The 14,873-nt window shown below is 70.0% G+C and carries 15 protein-coding genes; 7 read left to right on the forward strand and 8 right to left on the reverse strand.

The window, feature by feature from the left end:
- Nucleotides 1–83: 83 nt before the first annotated feature.
- A complete protein-coding gene (locus AS850_RS14935) occupies nucleotides 84–740 on the forward strand; it encodes a biliverdin-producing heme oxygenase (RefSeq protein WP_119869834.1) in 657 nt (218 codons plus the stop codon).
- A 61-nt stretch (nucleotides 741–801) separates the two neighbouring features.
- Here AS850_RS14935 and AS850_RS14940 read toward each other — a convergent pair whose 3' ends face one another.
- Nucleotides 802–2,106 (reverse strand): ATP-dependent DNA helicase, encoded by a 1,305-nt coding sequence (locus tag AS850_RS14940; RefSeq protein WP_119869835.1) that lies wholly within the window; start codon nucleotides 2,104–2,106, stop codon nucleotides 802–804.
- Between the two features lie 90 nt (nucleotides 2,107–2,196).
- On the opposite strand from AS850_RS14940, the gene AS850_RS14945 reads away from it, so the two are divergent.
- From AS850_RS14945 to AS850_RS14960, 4 genes are all read left to right on the forward strand, one after another.
- Complete coding sequence (locus AS850_RS14945; RefSeq protein ID WP_119869836.1) at nucleotides 2,197–3,186, forward strand: hypothetical protein; 990 nt, start codon at nucleotides 2,197–2,199, stop codon at nucleotides 3,184–3,186.
- A gap of 82 nt (nucleotides 3,187–3,268) precedes the next feature.
- Entirely contained in the window at nucleotides 3,269–4,207 is a 939-nt protein-coding gene (locus AS850_RS14950; RefSeq protein ID WP_236940755.1) for an ABC transporter ATP-binding protein, read from the forward strand.
- Nucleotide 4,208: 1 nt separating this feature from the next.
- The gene (locus AS850_RS14955) at nucleotides 4,209–5,453 is read left to right on the forward strand and encodes an ABC transporter permease (RefSeq protein ID WP_119869837.1); all 1,245 of its coding nucleotides are present in this window, start codon (nucleotides 4,209–4,211) and stop codon (nucleotides 5,451–5,453) included.
- A gap of 44 nt (nucleotides 5,454–5,497) precedes the next feature.
- On the forward strand, nucleotides 5,498–5,941 hold the full coding sequence (locus tag AS850_RS14960; protein ID WP_119869838.1) for a DUF6314 family protein: 444 nt from the start codon (nucleotides 5,498–5,500) through the stop codon (nucleotides 5,939–5,941).
- 153 nt (nucleotides 5,942–6,094) lie between these two features.
- Here AS850_RS14960 and AS850_RS14965 read toward each other — a convergent pair whose 3' ends face one another.
- Together AS850_RS14965 and AS850_RS14970 are read right to left on the reverse strand one after the other, a co-directional pair.
- A complete protein-coding gene (locus AS850_RS14965; protein ID WP_119869839.1) occupies nucleotides 6,095–7,321 on the reverse strand; it encodes a saccharopine dehydrogenase family protein in 1,227 nt (408 codons plus the stop codon).
- A gap of 7 nt (nucleotides 7,322–7,328) precedes the next feature.
- Entirely contained in the window at nucleotides 7,329–9,095 is a 1,767-nt protein-coding gene (locus AS850_RS14970) for an APC family permease (RefSeq protein WP_119869840.1), read from the reverse strand.
- A 169-nt stretch (nucleotides 9,096–9,264) separates the two neighbouring features.
- On the opposite strand from AS850_RS14970, the gene AS850_RS14975 reads away from it, so the two are divergent.
- Complete coding sequence (locus AS850_RS14975; protein ID WP_123955549.1) at nucleotides 9,265–10,293, forward strand: hypothetical protein; 1,029 nt, start codon at nucleotides 9,265–9,267, stop codon at nucleotides 10,291–10,293.
- Nucleotides 10,294–10,344: 51 nt separating this feature from the next.
- Nucleotides 10,345–11,442, forward strand: coding sequence for an LLM class flavin-dependent oxidoreductase (locus AS850_RS14980; protein WP_119869842.1), 1,098 nt, complete (start codon nucleotides 10,345–10,347; stop codon nucleotides 11,440–11,442).
- Here the strand turns inward: AS850_RS14980 and AS850_RS14985 are convergent.
- The 5 genes from AS850_RS14985 to rpmB all read right to left on the reverse strand — a co-directional run bounded on the left by AS850_RS14985 (nucleotide 11,432) and on the right by rpmB (nucleotide 14,635).
- Complete coding sequence (locus tag AS850_RS14985) at nucleotides 11,432–13,354, reverse strand: cytochrome c oxidase assembly protein (RefSeq protein ID WP_119869843.1); 1,923 nt, start codon at nucleotides 13,352–13,354, stop codon at nucleotides 11,432–11,434. The genes AS850_RS14980 and AS850_RS14985 overlap by 11 nt on opposite strands.
- A 90-nt stretch (nucleotides 13,355–13,444) precedes the next feature.
- The gene (locus AS850_RS14990) at nucleotides 13,445–13,732 is read right to left on the reverse strand and encodes an HU family DNA-binding protein (RefSeq protein ID WP_119869844.1); all 288 of its coding nucleotides are present in this window, start codon (nucleotides 13,730–13,732) and stop codon (nucleotides 13,445–13,447) included.
- A 191-nt stretch (nucleotides 13,733–13,923) separates the two neighbouring features.
- Nucleotides 13,924–14,229, reverse strand: a complete 306-nt coding sequence (rpsN, locus tag AS850_RS14995) for a 30S ribosomal protein S14 (RefSeq protein ID WP_119869845.1) — start codon at nucleotides 14,227–14,229, stop codon at nucleotides 13,924–13,926.
- 2 nt (nucleotides 14,230–14,231) lie between these two features.
- Complete coding sequence (rpmG, locus tag AS850_RS15000) at nucleotides 14,232–14,399, reverse strand: 50S ribosomal protein L33 (RefSeq protein WP_119869846.1); 168 nt, start codon at nucleotides 14,397–14,399, stop codon at nucleotides 14,232–14,234.
- Nucleotides 14,399–14,635 (reverse strand): 50S ribosomal protein L28, encoded by a 237-nt coding sequence (gene rpmB, locus AS850_RS15005; protein WP_119869847.1) that lies wholly within the window; start codon nucleotides 14,633–14,635, stop codon nucleotides 14,399–14,401. Before rpmB ends, rpmG begins: the two co-directional genes overlap by 1 nt.
- Nucleotides 14,636–14,873 lie beyond the last annotated feature (238 nt).

A 14,873-nucleotide genomic window follows, 5' to 3' on the forward strand; every position in this document is an offset into this window, starting at 1 on the left:
TTCTCCCGGCGACACCCCTGGTCACGGCCACTCCGGAAAGCTAGAGTTAGGGTCACCTAACCAGCCGGCCGCGAGAGGGCAGCATGACCGTAGCGATCCCGTTCTCGGAGGTCCTCCGCGAGCGCACCGGTGCGATCCGGACCATCGCCGGGCCGAGCGCCTCGGAGCGATTCATGACCGACCTGATGACCGGTCGCCGCTCCCGGAGCGACTACGTCGGCCTCGTCGCGCAGAACCACTTCGTCTACCGGGCGCTTGAGAAGGCGGCCGAGGCTCGAGGCGACGACCCGGTCGCGCGCGCGTTCATCTCGCCGGCGCCGACGCGGTTGCCCGCGATCCGCGAAGACCTGAGGTTCCTGATCGGAGACGACTGGGAGGAGCGCATCCGGCCGCTCCCCACGACCGAACGCTACGTGCGCAGGATCGAGGCGGTCGCCGCCACCTCGACCGGCGGCTTCGTCGCCCACCACTACACCCGCTATCTCGGCGATCTCGCGGGCTGCCAGATCATCCGCACCCTGATGCAGCGGCAGTTCGGATTCGAGACGAACGGCGTCGGCTTCTACCTGTTCGCCGGTATCGCGCGGCCGCGCGAGTTCCGCTCGACGTACCGGGCGCAGCTCGACGCGGCGGGCTGGTCCGAGGAGGAGCGCGAGGCCGTCATCGCCGAGGTCGCCGTGGCGTACGGCCTGACGGAGGAGCTCTTCGACGACCTGGCGTCGTCCCGTCAGGCCGCGTGACGCGCATCCAGCGACAAGAGGCGCGGGACCACCCTGCCCCGCCCCACGGGAGCACGACCGCCTAGCCCGCGACGCTCCCCGCCTGGATCGCGGGCACCCGCGTGGCCTGCGACATGAAGCGCCGCACGTCGAGGTCGACGATGATGTCGCTGGGTCGCAGCGGCCGCGACAGGTAGAGCCCCTCGAGCGAGGTGATCCGGCTCAGCGCGACGTACGTCTGCCCGGCACTGAACACCCGCGACCCGAGGTCGACGATCGCGCTGTCGTAGGTCTTGCCCTGCGACTTGTGGATCGTCACGGCCCAGGCCAGCCGCAGCGGGAACTGCTGGAACTCGGCGACGATGTCTTTCTTCAGCTCTTTGGTCGTCTGCGAGTAGGAGTACTTGAACTTCTCCCACACGGCCGGCTGCACCTCGACCTCCTCGCCGTCGAGTTCGACGAACACCGTGTCGCGGATCTTCGTGACGACGCCGACGCTGCCGTTGACCCAGCGCTGATCGGAGTCGTTGCGGAGGAACATCACCTGCGCCCCCGGCTTGAGTTCGAGCGCCTCGTCGGCCGGGAAGGCCCGGCCGGTGAAGTCGCCCGTCACCTCGGCCTTGGCCGTCTTGACGCTGCCCGGCAGCCGCTCCAGCTGGAGCTTGTTGATGCGGTTGACCGTGTCGTTGCGGGTCGCGAGCGTGATGGTGCCGTCCTCCGGCACGGGACGGGCTCCCGCGGCGTTGAGGGCTCCGGCGATCTCGGCCGTGACGCGGCCGTGCCGGACGGCGTTGAGCATCTCCTTGAAGCCGGAGTCGCTCTGCCGGTGGATGAAGGCGAGCTCCAGGATGCGGAGCGTCGCCTCCTCCCACACGTGCGCGTCGAAGAACCACATCGACCGGTAGTGGTCGGTGAAGTAGGCCCGCTCGTCGCCGTCGCCCGGGACCGGCGCCAACTGGTAGGGGTCGCCGAAGAGCACGACCTGCACGCCGCCGAACGCCTCGTTCTTGCGCTGGCGGGCCTGCCGGAGCGACCGGTCGATGGCATCGAGCAGGTCGGCATTGACCATCGACACCTCGTCGATCACGAGCGTGTCGATGGTGTTGAGGAGTTTGCGGAGCTCGGCGTTCTGCTCGATGTCGTGGTCGGCGATGAGGCCGATGGGCAGCCGGAACAGCGAGTGGATCGTCTGCCCACCGACGTTGAGCGCGGCGACGCCCGTGGGGGCGCAGATGACGACCTGCTTGGAGGTGTTCCAGGACAGGTGGTTGAGCAGGGTCGACTTGCCGGTGCCCGCGCGACCCGTGACGAAGATGTGCTCGCGGGTGTTCTCGATCGCGTCGTAGACGGCCGCCTGCTCTGCCGACAGCGTGGGGATCGAACTCACCAGCAAACCCCTCTCGTCGATCGTCCCTCCAATCTACCGGCCCTCGCCGGGGGCGCCGGGCTCTGCACAGGTCGAAGTTAGGATGGGGGAATGGCCGCGCCGGTGGGGGAGAAGACGCGTGCCGCCCTCATCTGGGGTGGCCTCGCCGCCGCCGTCGCGATCGCCTTCGTGATCGCCGTGGCGGTCCTGAACGCGACGGTCTACAGTGCGGGCGGCTTCGTGCGCGGCTACGTCGACGCGCTCGACGCAGGCGACACCACGAGCGCCCTGGCGTTCGCGGGGATCCAGCCGACCGACACCCCGGGCGACGCGCTCCTGACCGTGTCGGAGAAGGGTCTCCTCGGAGACGTCGGGATCGTGTCCGACTCCGCGACCGCGGGGGGATCGCACGTCGTGACGACGTCGTTCCGGGATCCTGCGGGCCGCGCCCACCGGACCGACTTCACGGTCCGGCCCGAGGGCCGCTTCGGCGGGCTCTTCACCCGCTGGACCTTCGCGACCGCACCGACGGCCTCCCTCGACGTCACCCCGCTCCACGACGCGCGCTTCACCGCGAACGGCGTGCAGATCGCCTCCGAGAACGCGGGTCTCGCGACGCGCTACTCGGTCCTCGCTCCGGCGGTCGTCTCCCTGTCGCACGACTCCACGTACCTCACGGCGACGCCGCGGACCGTCGTGTCGGCGAGCGTCGGGGGCGTCGCGACGGCGTCCGTCACCGTCGCACCGCGTTCGACCTTCACCGAGAAGGTGCGCCAGGACGTCTCGAAGTACCTCCGCACCTCCTGCGTCCCGCAGCGGGTGCTCCTGCCCGCGGGATGCCCGTTCGGGCAGCAGGTCGACGACCGCCTGACCTCCTCCCCCACCTGGACGATGACGACCTTCCCGCCGGTGCGCCTCACCGCGACCACGACGTCGGGCGTGTGGCGGGTGGCCGAGGCGACCGGTCGGGCGCACCTCCGCGTCGGAGCGCAATCGCTCTACGACGGCCACGACTACACGATCGACGAGGACGTCGCGTTCACCGTCGGCTACGTGGTCTCCATCGGGGCGGACAACGGGCTCACCATCCGACCCGAGTAGCCGGGCATCCTGCCATGTGACATTTCGGCGACATGCCGCGGGGCCCTTCTGCCGAACGGGACCGTTCGCTAGGGTCGGGGGCATGGGGAGCACCGACGAAGAACCGATCGTCCACATCGAGAACTTCCGGATGGACTTCGGTCGAACGACCGTCATCCGCGATCTCTCCTTCGACATCCGGGCGGGCGAGACCTTTGGGTTCCTCGGCTCGAACGGGTCGGGGAAGACCACGACCATCCGCGCGCTGCTCGGCATCTACCAGCCGACCGCGGGCATCCTGCACATCGACGGCCGGCCATTCTCGCCCGAGCAGGGCAGCCGCCTCGGCTACCTGCCGGAGGAGCGCGGCCTCTACAAGAAGGAGTCGGTCATCGACGTGATGACCTACTTCGGCCGCCTCAAAGGCCTCGGCAAGCAGGATGCCCTGGCCTGGTCCCACCGCTACCTCGAGCGTGTCCAGCTCGACGACAAGGCAGGCACGCGCCTCGACAAGCTCTCGGGCGGGCAGCAGCAGAAGGTCCAGCTCGGCGTGACGATCATGAACGAGCCGGAGCTCCTCATCCTCGACGAGCCCACCAAGGGCTTCGACCCCGTCAACCGCCGCCTGCTGATGGACATCATCGGCGAGCAGAAGCGGAACGGGGCGACGGTGCTCATGGTGACGCACCAGATGGAGGAGGTGGAGCGGCTCTGCGACCGCGTCGTCCTGCTCAAGAACGGCGAGGCCGAGGCCTACGGCACCATCCCCGAGGTCCAGGACCAGTTCGGCGGCACCACCATCCGCCTCAAGTACTCCGGCGAGATCCCGGCCTCGGCGCACTACGACGTGAGCCTCCGGGAGCGGAACTACGCCGAGCTCACCGTGACCGACACGGTCGACGAGGCCCGGATCCTGCGCGACCTCGTCGACGCCGGCGTGCAGGTGCGCGGCTTCGAGACGAGCAAACTCAGCCTGGACGACATCTTCCTCCGGGTCTACGGCGACGAGAACGCGGCGGAACTCGCCGGGGCGGGGGTCTGACATGGCACGGCACAACCTGGGCACGGTGGTCTCCTTCGAGGTGACGCGCACCCTGACGAAGCGGCGATTCTGGATCGCGACCCTCATCGTCCCGGTGATCATCGGCATCGTCGTCGCCCTCGTCGCCGGGTCGAGCTCCTCGACCGACAACATCGTCAGCTCGCAGAAGAACGCCCGCTTCACGTTCTCGTACACGGACGCCAGCGGCGTGATCGACCCCGCCGTCGTCTCGGCCGTGGGCGGGACGAAGGCGGCCGACGCCGACGCCGCGATCGCCGCCGTGAAGAAGGGGACGCTCGACGCCTTCTTCGCCTACCCCGCGGATCCCGCCAAGCAGGCCACGAAGGTCTACGGCGTCGACAAGGGGATCTTCGACAACGGGAAGTACTCCTCGGTCGCCACGCAGATCCTCACTGCGAGCGCGGAGGCGAAGGTCGGCGACGCGCGCCTGACGACGCTCGTGAAGGGCGACGCGCCCGTCGACGCGGTCGCGTACGGAGCGGGAGGCCGCGTGTCGGGTGGGATCGGGAGCGTCATCCCGCCGCTGCTGTTCCTCGCGATCTTCTACGTCGTCATCCTGATGCTGGGCAACCAGATGCTCACCTCGACGCTGGAGGAGAAGGAGAACCGGGTCACGGAGATGATCCTCACCACCCTCAACCCCACGACGCTCATCCTCGGCAAGGTGATCTCGCTCTTCATCGTCGGCCTCGTGCAGATGATCGTCTTCGCGCTGCCCGTCGTGATCGGCTACCTGTTCTTCCGCAGCTCGCTCAACCTGCCGGCCCTCGACCTGGCCAACCTGCAGATCGACCCGTTCCAGATGGCCGTCGGAGCACTCCTGCTCATCGGCGGATTCACCCTCTTCACCGGCACCCTCGTCGCCGTCGGGGCGATCATGCCGACCGCCAAAGAGGCCGGCCAGATCTTCGGCGTCATGATGGCGCTCATCTTCATCCCGTTCTACACGGTGACCCTCATCGTCTCCGACCCGGGCTCGCTGATCGTGCAGGTCTTCACCTGGTTCCCCTACTCGGCGCCGGTCACCGCCATGCTGCGGAACGGCTTCGGCTCGCTGTCGGCGCCCGAGGCGATCGGGGTGATCGTGGAGCAGTTCGTGCTCGGGATCATCGTGCTGCAGATCGCCGTCCGGCTGTTCCGCTACGGGTCGATCGAGTACTCCAAGAAGGTGTCGCTGCGGACGATCCTGCCGTCGCGGCGCGTGGCCGAGGCGCCCGTCCGCTGAGGGGCTGCCCGGTCCCGGCGGCCTCCGCGGCTACACTCGCGCGGGTGGAACCCCTCGACCTCGACGACCCGGCCGCCCTCCTCGGCACATGGCGCCTCGAGCGACAGATCCTCGACGATCGCGCCGACGGCGAGGCCCGCAGGATGCTCGTCGACGGCCACGCCCGCTTCGTCGCGTACGTCCCCGGGCTCATCGAGTGGCGCGAGGAGGGCGTGCTGCACCACCCGGCCGGTGACCTCCCGGTCTCCGCGACCCGGTTCCTCCGCCGCGAGGGCTCCCTGTGGCACGTGGAGTTCGCCGACGGGCGACCCTTCCACGACTGGGTGCCGGGCACCGAGGTCGTGCACGGGTGCGAGCCGGACGTCTACGTCGGGCTCGTGTCGGCCGCGGACGACTCGGGCTGGGGAATGCGCTGGGCGGCCACGGGGCCGGCGAAGAGCGCCGTCATCGTGAGCCGGTACCGGCGGGGCGGTCCGGCTGCCGGCTAGGGCGCTGAGCGGCGGGCGGGACGCCCGCCCGCGCCGGCCGCGCCCGCCGTCGGCAATGCAGGCTGGGCGGAGCCCTGCCCGCCGCGGCGCCGGGCCGCGCCGCATGCGCGGCGCTCCCCAGCCTGCATTGCCGACGGCGCCGACACAGCGCCGCTAGAGCGCCTTCTCCTCCATGCCCCACGGCGAGCCGTACCCCGCGGGGGCGGCTCCGCCGAGCAGCGACAGGAACGGTCCGGCGGGGAACGCCTCCGGCCCCAGAACACCCTTGCCCGACCACACCCCGGTGGCGAGCAGCTCCAGCGCGATGACGGGGTTGATCGCGGTCTGCCAGACGACGGCCTGCGACTCGTACTCGGCCATCGTCTGCTCGTTGTCGACCACGTGGTAGAGGTACGTGGAGCGCGGCTGACCGTCCTTGCCCTTCCCGGTGACCCAGACGCCGGCGCAGGTCTTCCCGCTCATGCGGTCGCCCAGGGTGGCGGGGTCGGGCAGCGCGGCGGCGACCACGTCGCGGGGGGAGACCTGCTGCCCCTTCACGTTGATCGGCACGGTGCTGTCGAGGCCGAGCATGTGGAGCGTCTTCAGCACCTCGATGAACTCGTTGCCCAGGCCGTACTTGAAGGTGACGCGCTTGGCGGAGGTCCACCGCGGCATGAGGAGGACCTCCTCGTGCTCGACGTTGACGCACTCGACCGGGCCGATGCCCTCGGGGAAGTCGAACACCTCGGGCTCGGAGAACGGCGCGGTGGTGTACCAGCCGCGGTCCTTCTCGTAGACGACGGGCGGGTTGAGGCACTCCTCGATGGTCGTCCAGATGGAGAAGGACGGTGCGAAGTCGTAGCCCTCGACGACGAGGTTGGCGCCGTCGCGGACGCCGAGCTCGTCGATCTCGCTGAACAGCTCGTCCTCCGCGTAGCGGGCGAACACGTCGGAGAGACCGGGCTCGACTCCGATGCCGACGAGCGCCAGCGCTCCGGCCTCCTCCCACGCGGAGGCGGCGGCGAACTGCTCGTCGCCCAGCTTGACGCCGGTCTCCTCGTGGGGGGCGGTGGGGTGCGGTTTCGACAGGCTCATCGCCATGTCGAGGTAGGTGGCACCGGCCGCGAACGCGCCGTCGAAGATCGGCATCACGAATCGCGGGTCGACGGCGTTGAGCACGTGGGTGACCTCGTGCTCCCGGATGAGGGCGGCCACGGATTCCGCCGAGGACGCGTCGACCTGGGCCGCGACGAGCCGCGGGTCGCCCACTGCCGCGACGAGCGCGGTCGGCCTCGCCGGGTCGTAGTCGGCGACGACGAGGGCGTCGAAGAAGTCGCGTCGGACAGCGATGCGCACGGCGGCGGAGCCGACGCCGCCGGCGCCGATGATGAGGATCCTCATGGGGTGACTACTTGCTTTCGTCGGGGGTGGTGGGGGTCTCGGTGGTGTCCGCGGCGGGGCCCGTGTGGCGGTCGCCCCGGACGCGGCGCCCGGTCTTGGTGTTGATCGCGACGGCGCCCGTGGGCAGGTTCGACAGGTCGGGCGAGACCACGGTGGGGAAGTACCCGGAGTCGGGGAGTCCGAAGTTCGCGACGACGCCCTCGCCCGGTGCGAGCACGTAGTCGGCCCGCTTCACCAGGGTCCGGCCGCGGAAGAAGTCGGGCTTCACGATCCACCAGACGACCATGATCACGGCACCGATCAGCAGACCGCCGATCCCGACGACGAACTCCGCGCCGACGCCGAAGATCGTCACGTTGTTGCCCGCATCGTCCGTGAGCCAGTCCGGAGCCGCGAACTGCACGGCGCCGTAGACGAAGACCGCGAGGAGCATCACGCCGCCGACCAGCGGGAAGATCCCCCGCATGACGAGGTTGCGGGCCGAGGTGAAGAGCGTCTTGCGGTAGTACCAGACGCACGCGAAGCCGGTGAGGCCGTAGTAGAACGCGATCATGAGGCCGATGGAGCCGATGAGGGCGTTGAGCAGGTTGACGCTGATCGCCGTGAAGATCAGGAAGAACGCGACGGACACGATCCCCATGCCGATCGTCGACCAGGTCGGGGTGAGGTACTTCGGGTGGATCCGGGCGAACTTCGCGGGCAGCGCCTTGTAGACGGCCATCGAGAGCGAGGTCCGGGCGGTCGGCAGGATCGTCGTCTGCGTCGAGGCGGACGCCGACGTGAGGATCGAGAAGCCGAGCAGCGCCATCAGGACGGAGCCGACCGCGCCGCCGCCGAAGAGGGCCGGGCCGATGGCGGAGAACACGTCTCCGGCGTTGTCCGGGTTCGCCAGACCGATGCCCTTCTCGCCGACGCCGGCGAAGGCGATGGTGGCGACGGCGACCAGGGCGTACGTGACCAGCAGGAGCAGCGTGGAGATGACCGCGGCGCGGCCGGGGGTCTTCTCCGGGTCCTTGGTCTCCTCGTTGACCGAGACCGCGGTGTCCCAGCCCCAGTAGATAAAGATGGCGGTGAGCATGGCGGGCGCGATGGTCTTGGCCGGGTCGAGGCCGAAGGGGTTGAACCAGTCCCACGAGGGGATGAGGGAGTACGACTCCGCGTTGCCCGAGTAGACCTTCACCAGCGCGAAGACGGCGAAGGCGATGAGGATGACGACCTCGAACGCGAGCAGGAAGTACTGCAGGCGGGCCGAGATCTCGATGCCCCGGTAGCAGATCCAGGTCATGATGGCGATCCACGCGACTCCTGCGAGCGTCGTGGCGACCACGTTGGACGACAGCGCCGCGACGGCCGGGAGGCCGAAGCTCCCGACGAACGTGAACGAGTAGGACCCGGCGATCTGCGCCAGGTTCGCCATGACGATGACGTCGGCGACGATGATCCCCCAGCCGCCCATCCAGCCGGTGATCGGCCCGAAGGCCCGGCTCGCCCAGGTGAACGTGGTGCCGCAGTCGGGTTCGGCCTTGTTGAGCTCCTGGTACGCGACGGCGATGAGGTACATCGGGATGAACGCCAGCAGGATGATGCCGGGGGCGTGGACGCCCGCGAACGAGGCTCCGCCGATGACGATGAAGCCGAGGCTCGCGGCCAGGCTGTAGGCGGGGGCCGTGGAGGCGACACCCACGACGATGCTCGACACGAGCCCGAGGGAACCCCCCTTCAGTCCCTTGGTGTCGACAGACTGCGTCGTCGGGGTGGGCGTCGTTGCGGTCATCTGGACTCCAGCTCGGTCTGGTGGAACAGCGGGGGATCGGGGTTGTGCAACCCAATCGGATGCCGCGAGACGGCGTCAATGCCGTTCCGTCGCGTTATGCGGATAGTCGTTGCCGCTTCGGCATCTCAGCTCTCTTGATCTCGAGTGGTTTTTCGGATAGATATGTTGCATGACATCCGTGATGGACCGCCGCCTCCGGGCGTTCGCCGTGGCGTGCCTGTGGCTCCCCGTGCTCGTCTCCGGGGCCGGTGCCTGGGCCGTCGGGCCGGATCTCGGTCCCCGCCTGCCGACGCACTGGCCGGGTCTCGGAGAGCCCGACGCCGTCGGCGACACGCGGATCCTCATCGCCCAGGCGCTCGGCATGGCGGCGGTCGCGGCCGCCGTCGGAACGGCCGTCGCAGTGGCGGCGCGCGATCGGCGCACCCTCCGCGCGGGCACCGGCACGGCGGCCGGCCTCGCGGCGCTCGTCGCCCTCACCTGGGTCGTGTCCGCCTGGGCCGCGCAGGATGCAGGTGGTCCCGACGCCGCCGTGCTCGGCGGCCTCCTCGGCGTGATGCTCGCCGGCCTCCTCTGGGGCCTCGTCCCGATCGCGCTCCTCGGCCGGGCGGGTGCCCCGGCGGGGACACCGGCCGACGCCGCACCGGCAGCATCGGAAGGCGCCGCGCCAGCAGAGACCGCCGATCGTCTCGCGCCCACCGCGCCCCTCCCGTGGAGCACCACGGTCGGCTCGCTCCCGCTCCTCGCGGCGGGGGCCGCGGCGGGCGTCGCCGGCCTGGTGCTGCTGGCCATGGAGGCCCGCACCGAGCCGGGGGCAGAAGGCCCGGGCTGGTGGACCCCGGGGCTCCTGCTGGTCGGCGCCCTCGCCGTCGTGGCCACCTCACGCGCCCGCGTGGAGGTCGATGCCCGCGGACTCCGGGTCCGTTCCGCGGTCTTCCGATTCCTGCTCTTCCGGGTGTCCCGGAGTCGGATCGACACCGCGCGCGCGACGACGATCGAGCCGATGCGCTGGGGCGGCTGGGGGTTCCGCTACACCGGCGCCTCCGTCGCGCTCGTGGTGCGCCGCGGGCCGGGGCTCGTGGTCGAGACGCTGCGCGGTCCGTCGGCGGCGGTGACGATGACGGAGCAGGATGCGCGCGCTGCGGCGGCGGCGCTGGCTCCTGCGCCCACGGAGCGACCCGGGAGGACACTGGGGGAATAGTGCGCGCGCCGCTGTGTTGGTAGTATGCAAACGCATAGAGATGGGGATTCCATGACCGACCAGCCCGCAGTCCACCCGCCCTTCCCGATCGAGCTCGGCCTCGACACGTTCGGAGACGTCACCGAGCCGGTGAGCGGGACGCCGCTCGGCGTCGCGCCGCTCACGCACGCGCAGTCGATCCGGAACCTCGTCGACCAGGCCGTCCTCGCCGACGAGATCGGCCTCGACTTCATCGGCGTCGGCGAGCACCACCGCGTCGACTTCGCCGTCTCGGCCCCGGAGGTCGTGCTCGGCGCGATCGCCGCGCGCACGGAGAACATCCGGATGGGTTCGGCCGTGACGGTCCTCAGCTCCGACGACCCGGTCCGGGTCTACGAGCGATTCGCGACCGTCGACGCTCTCGCCAACGGGCGCGCCGAGGTCATCCTCGGCCGCGGCTCGTTCACCGAGTCGTTCCCGCTCTTCGGCCTCGACCTCGGCGACTACGAGGCCCTCTTCGAGGAGAAGATCGAGCTCTTCGCCGAACTCCTGAAGGACGCCCCCGTCACCTGGAAGGGCACGAAGCGCGGCTCGCTGACCGACCAGTGGGTCTACCCGCGGCCGGAGTCCGGCTCCCTGAAGACCTGGGTGGGCGTGGGCGGGTCGCCGCAGTCGGTCATCCGCGCGGCGCACTACGGATTCCCGCTCTTCCTCGCCATCATCGGCGGGCGCCCCGCGCAGTTCGAGCCGTACGCCGACCTGTACCGTCGGGCGCTGGGCGAGTTCGGCAACCCGCTCCAGCCGATCGCGATGCACTCCCCCGGTTTCGTCGCAGCCACCGACGAGGAGGCCCTGGAGATCCTGTACCCGTATCAGGAGGCGCAGACCAACCAGCTCGGTCGCGAGCGCGGCTGGCCGCCCTACTCGCGCGAGCAGTTCCTCGCCAGCGCCGGTCCCGAGGGCGCCCTCTACGCCGGCTCCCCCGAGACGGTGGCCCGGAAGATCGCCCGGAACCTCACCCTGCTCGGGGCGTCGCGCTTCGACATGCGCTACAGCATGGGTCTCCTGCCCCACGAGCACATGATGAAGAGCATCGGCCTCTATGGGCGCGAGGTCGCCCCGATGGTGCGTGAGCTGATGGCGGCCGAGACGGCCCCCGTCACCGTCTGACGCCGCGGCCCTCGCGGAGGACGCCGCGGCCCTCGCCGAGGCTGCTGGTGCCGCCCTCGCGCAGCACGCCGACCGCGAGGGCGGCGCAGACGACCAGACCGACCACGCCGAGCACGACCCCGCCGATCTGCTGGTCGACGAGTGGGGGCGGGCCCCACGTCCGGCCCAGCGCCCCGTACCAGGCGGCGAGTCGCAGGGCCGACGACGTCGCGAGGATGGTCGCCACGATCGCGGTGACCGCCGCGACGAGGCCCAGGAGGCCGAAGCGGACGCCTGTCCCCGCACGGAGGGGCACCGGGTCGCGACCCACCAGCGACGCCACGAAGAGCCAGCCCACGAGGACGCTCTCGAGCACGAACACCGTGTGCCCGGCGTAGCTCTCGACGGCCCAGCGCTGGAGGGGCGTCGAGGTCCAGGCCCAGACGGACAGGGCGACCAGGGCGGCTCCTGCCACCGGGTGCGAGAGCAGCGCGGCGAAGCGCGACTGCACGACCAGAAGTGCCCACTCCCGGGCGCCTCGGCTGCCGTCGGTGCGCTTCCCGACGGCGAGCAGGGCGAGAGTCCACGGAGCCGCCGGCACCAGGAGCAGGGGCACCACGAAGAGGACCAGCGCCAGCACGAGCAGGTGCGTGCTCATCAGGTAGCGCTCGTAGACGTCGGGCGCCCCGCTCGTCGCCCAGGCCAGCACGAGGACGCCGAGCACCCAGCTCACGACGCGGCGCGTGGGCCAGGCCTCACCGCGACGCCGCAGGCGGACGACCCCGACGACGTACACGCTCACGAGGAACGCCGACAGCAGGAGCCACGGCAGATCGACGTTCGCGGTCGAGAGCCACCGGACCGGCGTGAACTCGGGCGGGAGCTTCGCCGTCGTGAGGACCTCCGCCGGCGTCAGCGCCGCCGTGTCGCTCAGGACCGACTGCGCGACGGGCGTCTCCGTCCGCCCCAGGGCCGCCGCGACTCCCGACGCGACACCGAGGACGGCGAGCTCGGCGGCCACGAACCACCCGAACGGCGCCCGCTGCGCCTCCAGGCGGTTCTGGACGCGCGCGATGAGCACCCGCCGGTGGACGACCCCGAAGAGCCCCAGCAGGAGCAGCGCGACCGACTTCACGACGACGAGGAGTCCGTAGGGCGAGCCGAGCTCCGACCACGAGCCGATCCGGATCTGCGCGCTGACCACGCCCGACACCGCCACCGCCGTGAAACAGACGAGCGCGAGGGTCGAGTAGCGCGACAGGACGACGCCGACCCGACCCCGCTCGAGCGCGGGCCGGAGCAGGACGACGGCCAGCAGACCGCCGAGCCACACGGCAGCGGCCAGGATGTGCACGGCCAGAGCGGTGACGGCCTGCACGTGCGAACTCGCCCCGGCGGCGTGACCCTGCTGTGCGATCGGCACGAGGGCACCGCCCGCGAGGAGCGTCACCAGGAGGACGAGCGTGACGTTCCGGACCGCGAAACAGAGCACGGTGACCGCGGCGGCGATGAGCGTCGACACGAGCCAGGCCAGCCCGAGGTCGGTGCCGGTCAGGAAGAACGCCAGCGACTGGCCGAAGGTGTCGTCGAGCGTGACGCGGACGTTCGCCACGCTGAGGAAGGTGAAGAAGCCGGTCGCGCAGGAGGCGATGGTCCAGAACGCGGCCGCTCCCGACGCCAGATCGAGGGCTCGACCCCATTCGGGCCGATCGGGCGCCAGCGCGAACGAAGCGAGCGCGAGGGTCCCGATCGTGAGGGCCGCACCCAGGTCGACGAGGAGCGTCGCGATCGGGAGGCCGAAGCGCACGACGGCGCCGGGGTCGGCCAGGGGAAGCGGGGCCGCGGCCCCACCGAGCGCCAGGGCGGCCAGGAGGCTGAGGAACGCCGCGAGCACGAGGAGCGCCGGTCCGGCGAGGCGCGTGAGTCGGGGCACTCCGCAAGCCTACGAGACGGTGGTCGCGCGTTAACTGAGGGTGGGGACGGCGACCGGAGTCGTCGTCCCCACCCTCGAGGAGAAGCTGTACTACTTGACGGCAGCCTTGAGCTTGCTGCCGGCGCTGACCTTGACGCTGTCGCTGGCGGCGATCTCGAGCGCCTCACCCGTCTGCGGGTTGCGGCCGGTACGAGCGGCGCGGTGCGTCTTCTCGAACGCGATCCAGCCCGGGATGGTCACCTTGGTGCCGTCGGCGACCGACTTGGAGACGACGGAGAAGAGCGCGTCGACGACGCCGCTGACGGCGGCCTGGCTCTGGCCGGACTCGGAAGCGACAGCTGCGACGAGCTCGGTGCGGTTCAGTGACTTGTCAGCCATAAGTTGTCCTCCTCGGACACGATTTTTTGGAAGCACATGCTTAGTTGGACGCCCGTCGCGTTCGCGACGTTCGTGCGGTCCGGTGCCCGTCGGGCCGCTCCTGCAGAACCCCGCCTCGCGGCGGTGCGTCTCGGGTGCGACCTCTCAGGCACCGCCACGGGGTCGAAAACCCTGTGGAACCGCCTCAGAACCTACCAGGAAGACTTCGTGATGCCCGGCAATTCGCCACGGTGAGCCATGTCGCGGAAGCGGACACGGCTGACACCGAACTCGTTGAGGTAACCGCGGGGACGGCCGTCGATCGCGTCGCGACCGCGGACGCGGACCGGCGAGGCGTTGCGGGGGAGCTTCTGGAGGCCGACGCGGGCGGCCTCGCGGCTCTCGTCGGTCCCGTTCGGGTCGATGAGCGCCTTCTTGAGCTCGAGACGCTTCGCGGCGTAGCGCGCGACGATCTCCTTGCGCTGGTTGTTCTTGGCAACCATGCTCTTCTTTGCCATGTTTAGCGCTCCTCGCGGAATTCGACGTGCTTGCGGATGATCGGGTCGTACTTCTTGAGCACGAGACGGTCGGGGTTGTTACGACGGTTCTTCTTGGTCACGTACGTGAACCCGGTGCCCGCGGTCGAGCGGAGCTTGATGATCGGACGAACGTCCTGGCTCTTCGCCATTAGATTTTCTCCCCACGAGCAAGGATGTCCTTGACGACGCGCTCGATGCCGCGTGCGTCGATGACCTTGATGCCCTTGGCGCTGAGCGTCAGGGTCACGTTACGGCGCAGCGAAGGCACGTAGTAGGTCTTCTTCTGGACGTTCGGATCGAAACGACGCTTGGTGCGTCGGTGCGAGTGCGAGATGTTGTGTCCGAAGCCGGGAACGGCTCCGGTCACCTGGCAGGTTGCTGCCATGGTTTTCCTCCGTAGATACCGTAGGAGCGTCGCGTCCGCAGAGGACACTCAGCGCCTACCCAAGGTCACTTGTCGGCGCGCGTCACCCCTCACGGGAATCGTGAGATTCTCGACGAAGCCAGGGGTTCGGCGCACATGAGCGCAGATAGCACTCAACCAGCGGTCAAGACTACGCGACGCGCCCGGCTCCGGCAAGTCGCTCCTACGCTGCCCGGACAGCCCACCAGCCGCACGCCCA

Origin of the sequence: Frondihabitans sp. 762G35, from assembly GCF_002074055.1 — a bacterium.
Classification (GTDB): domain Bacteria; phylum Actinomycetota; class Actinomycetes; order Actinomycetales; family Microbacteriaceae; genus Frondihabitans.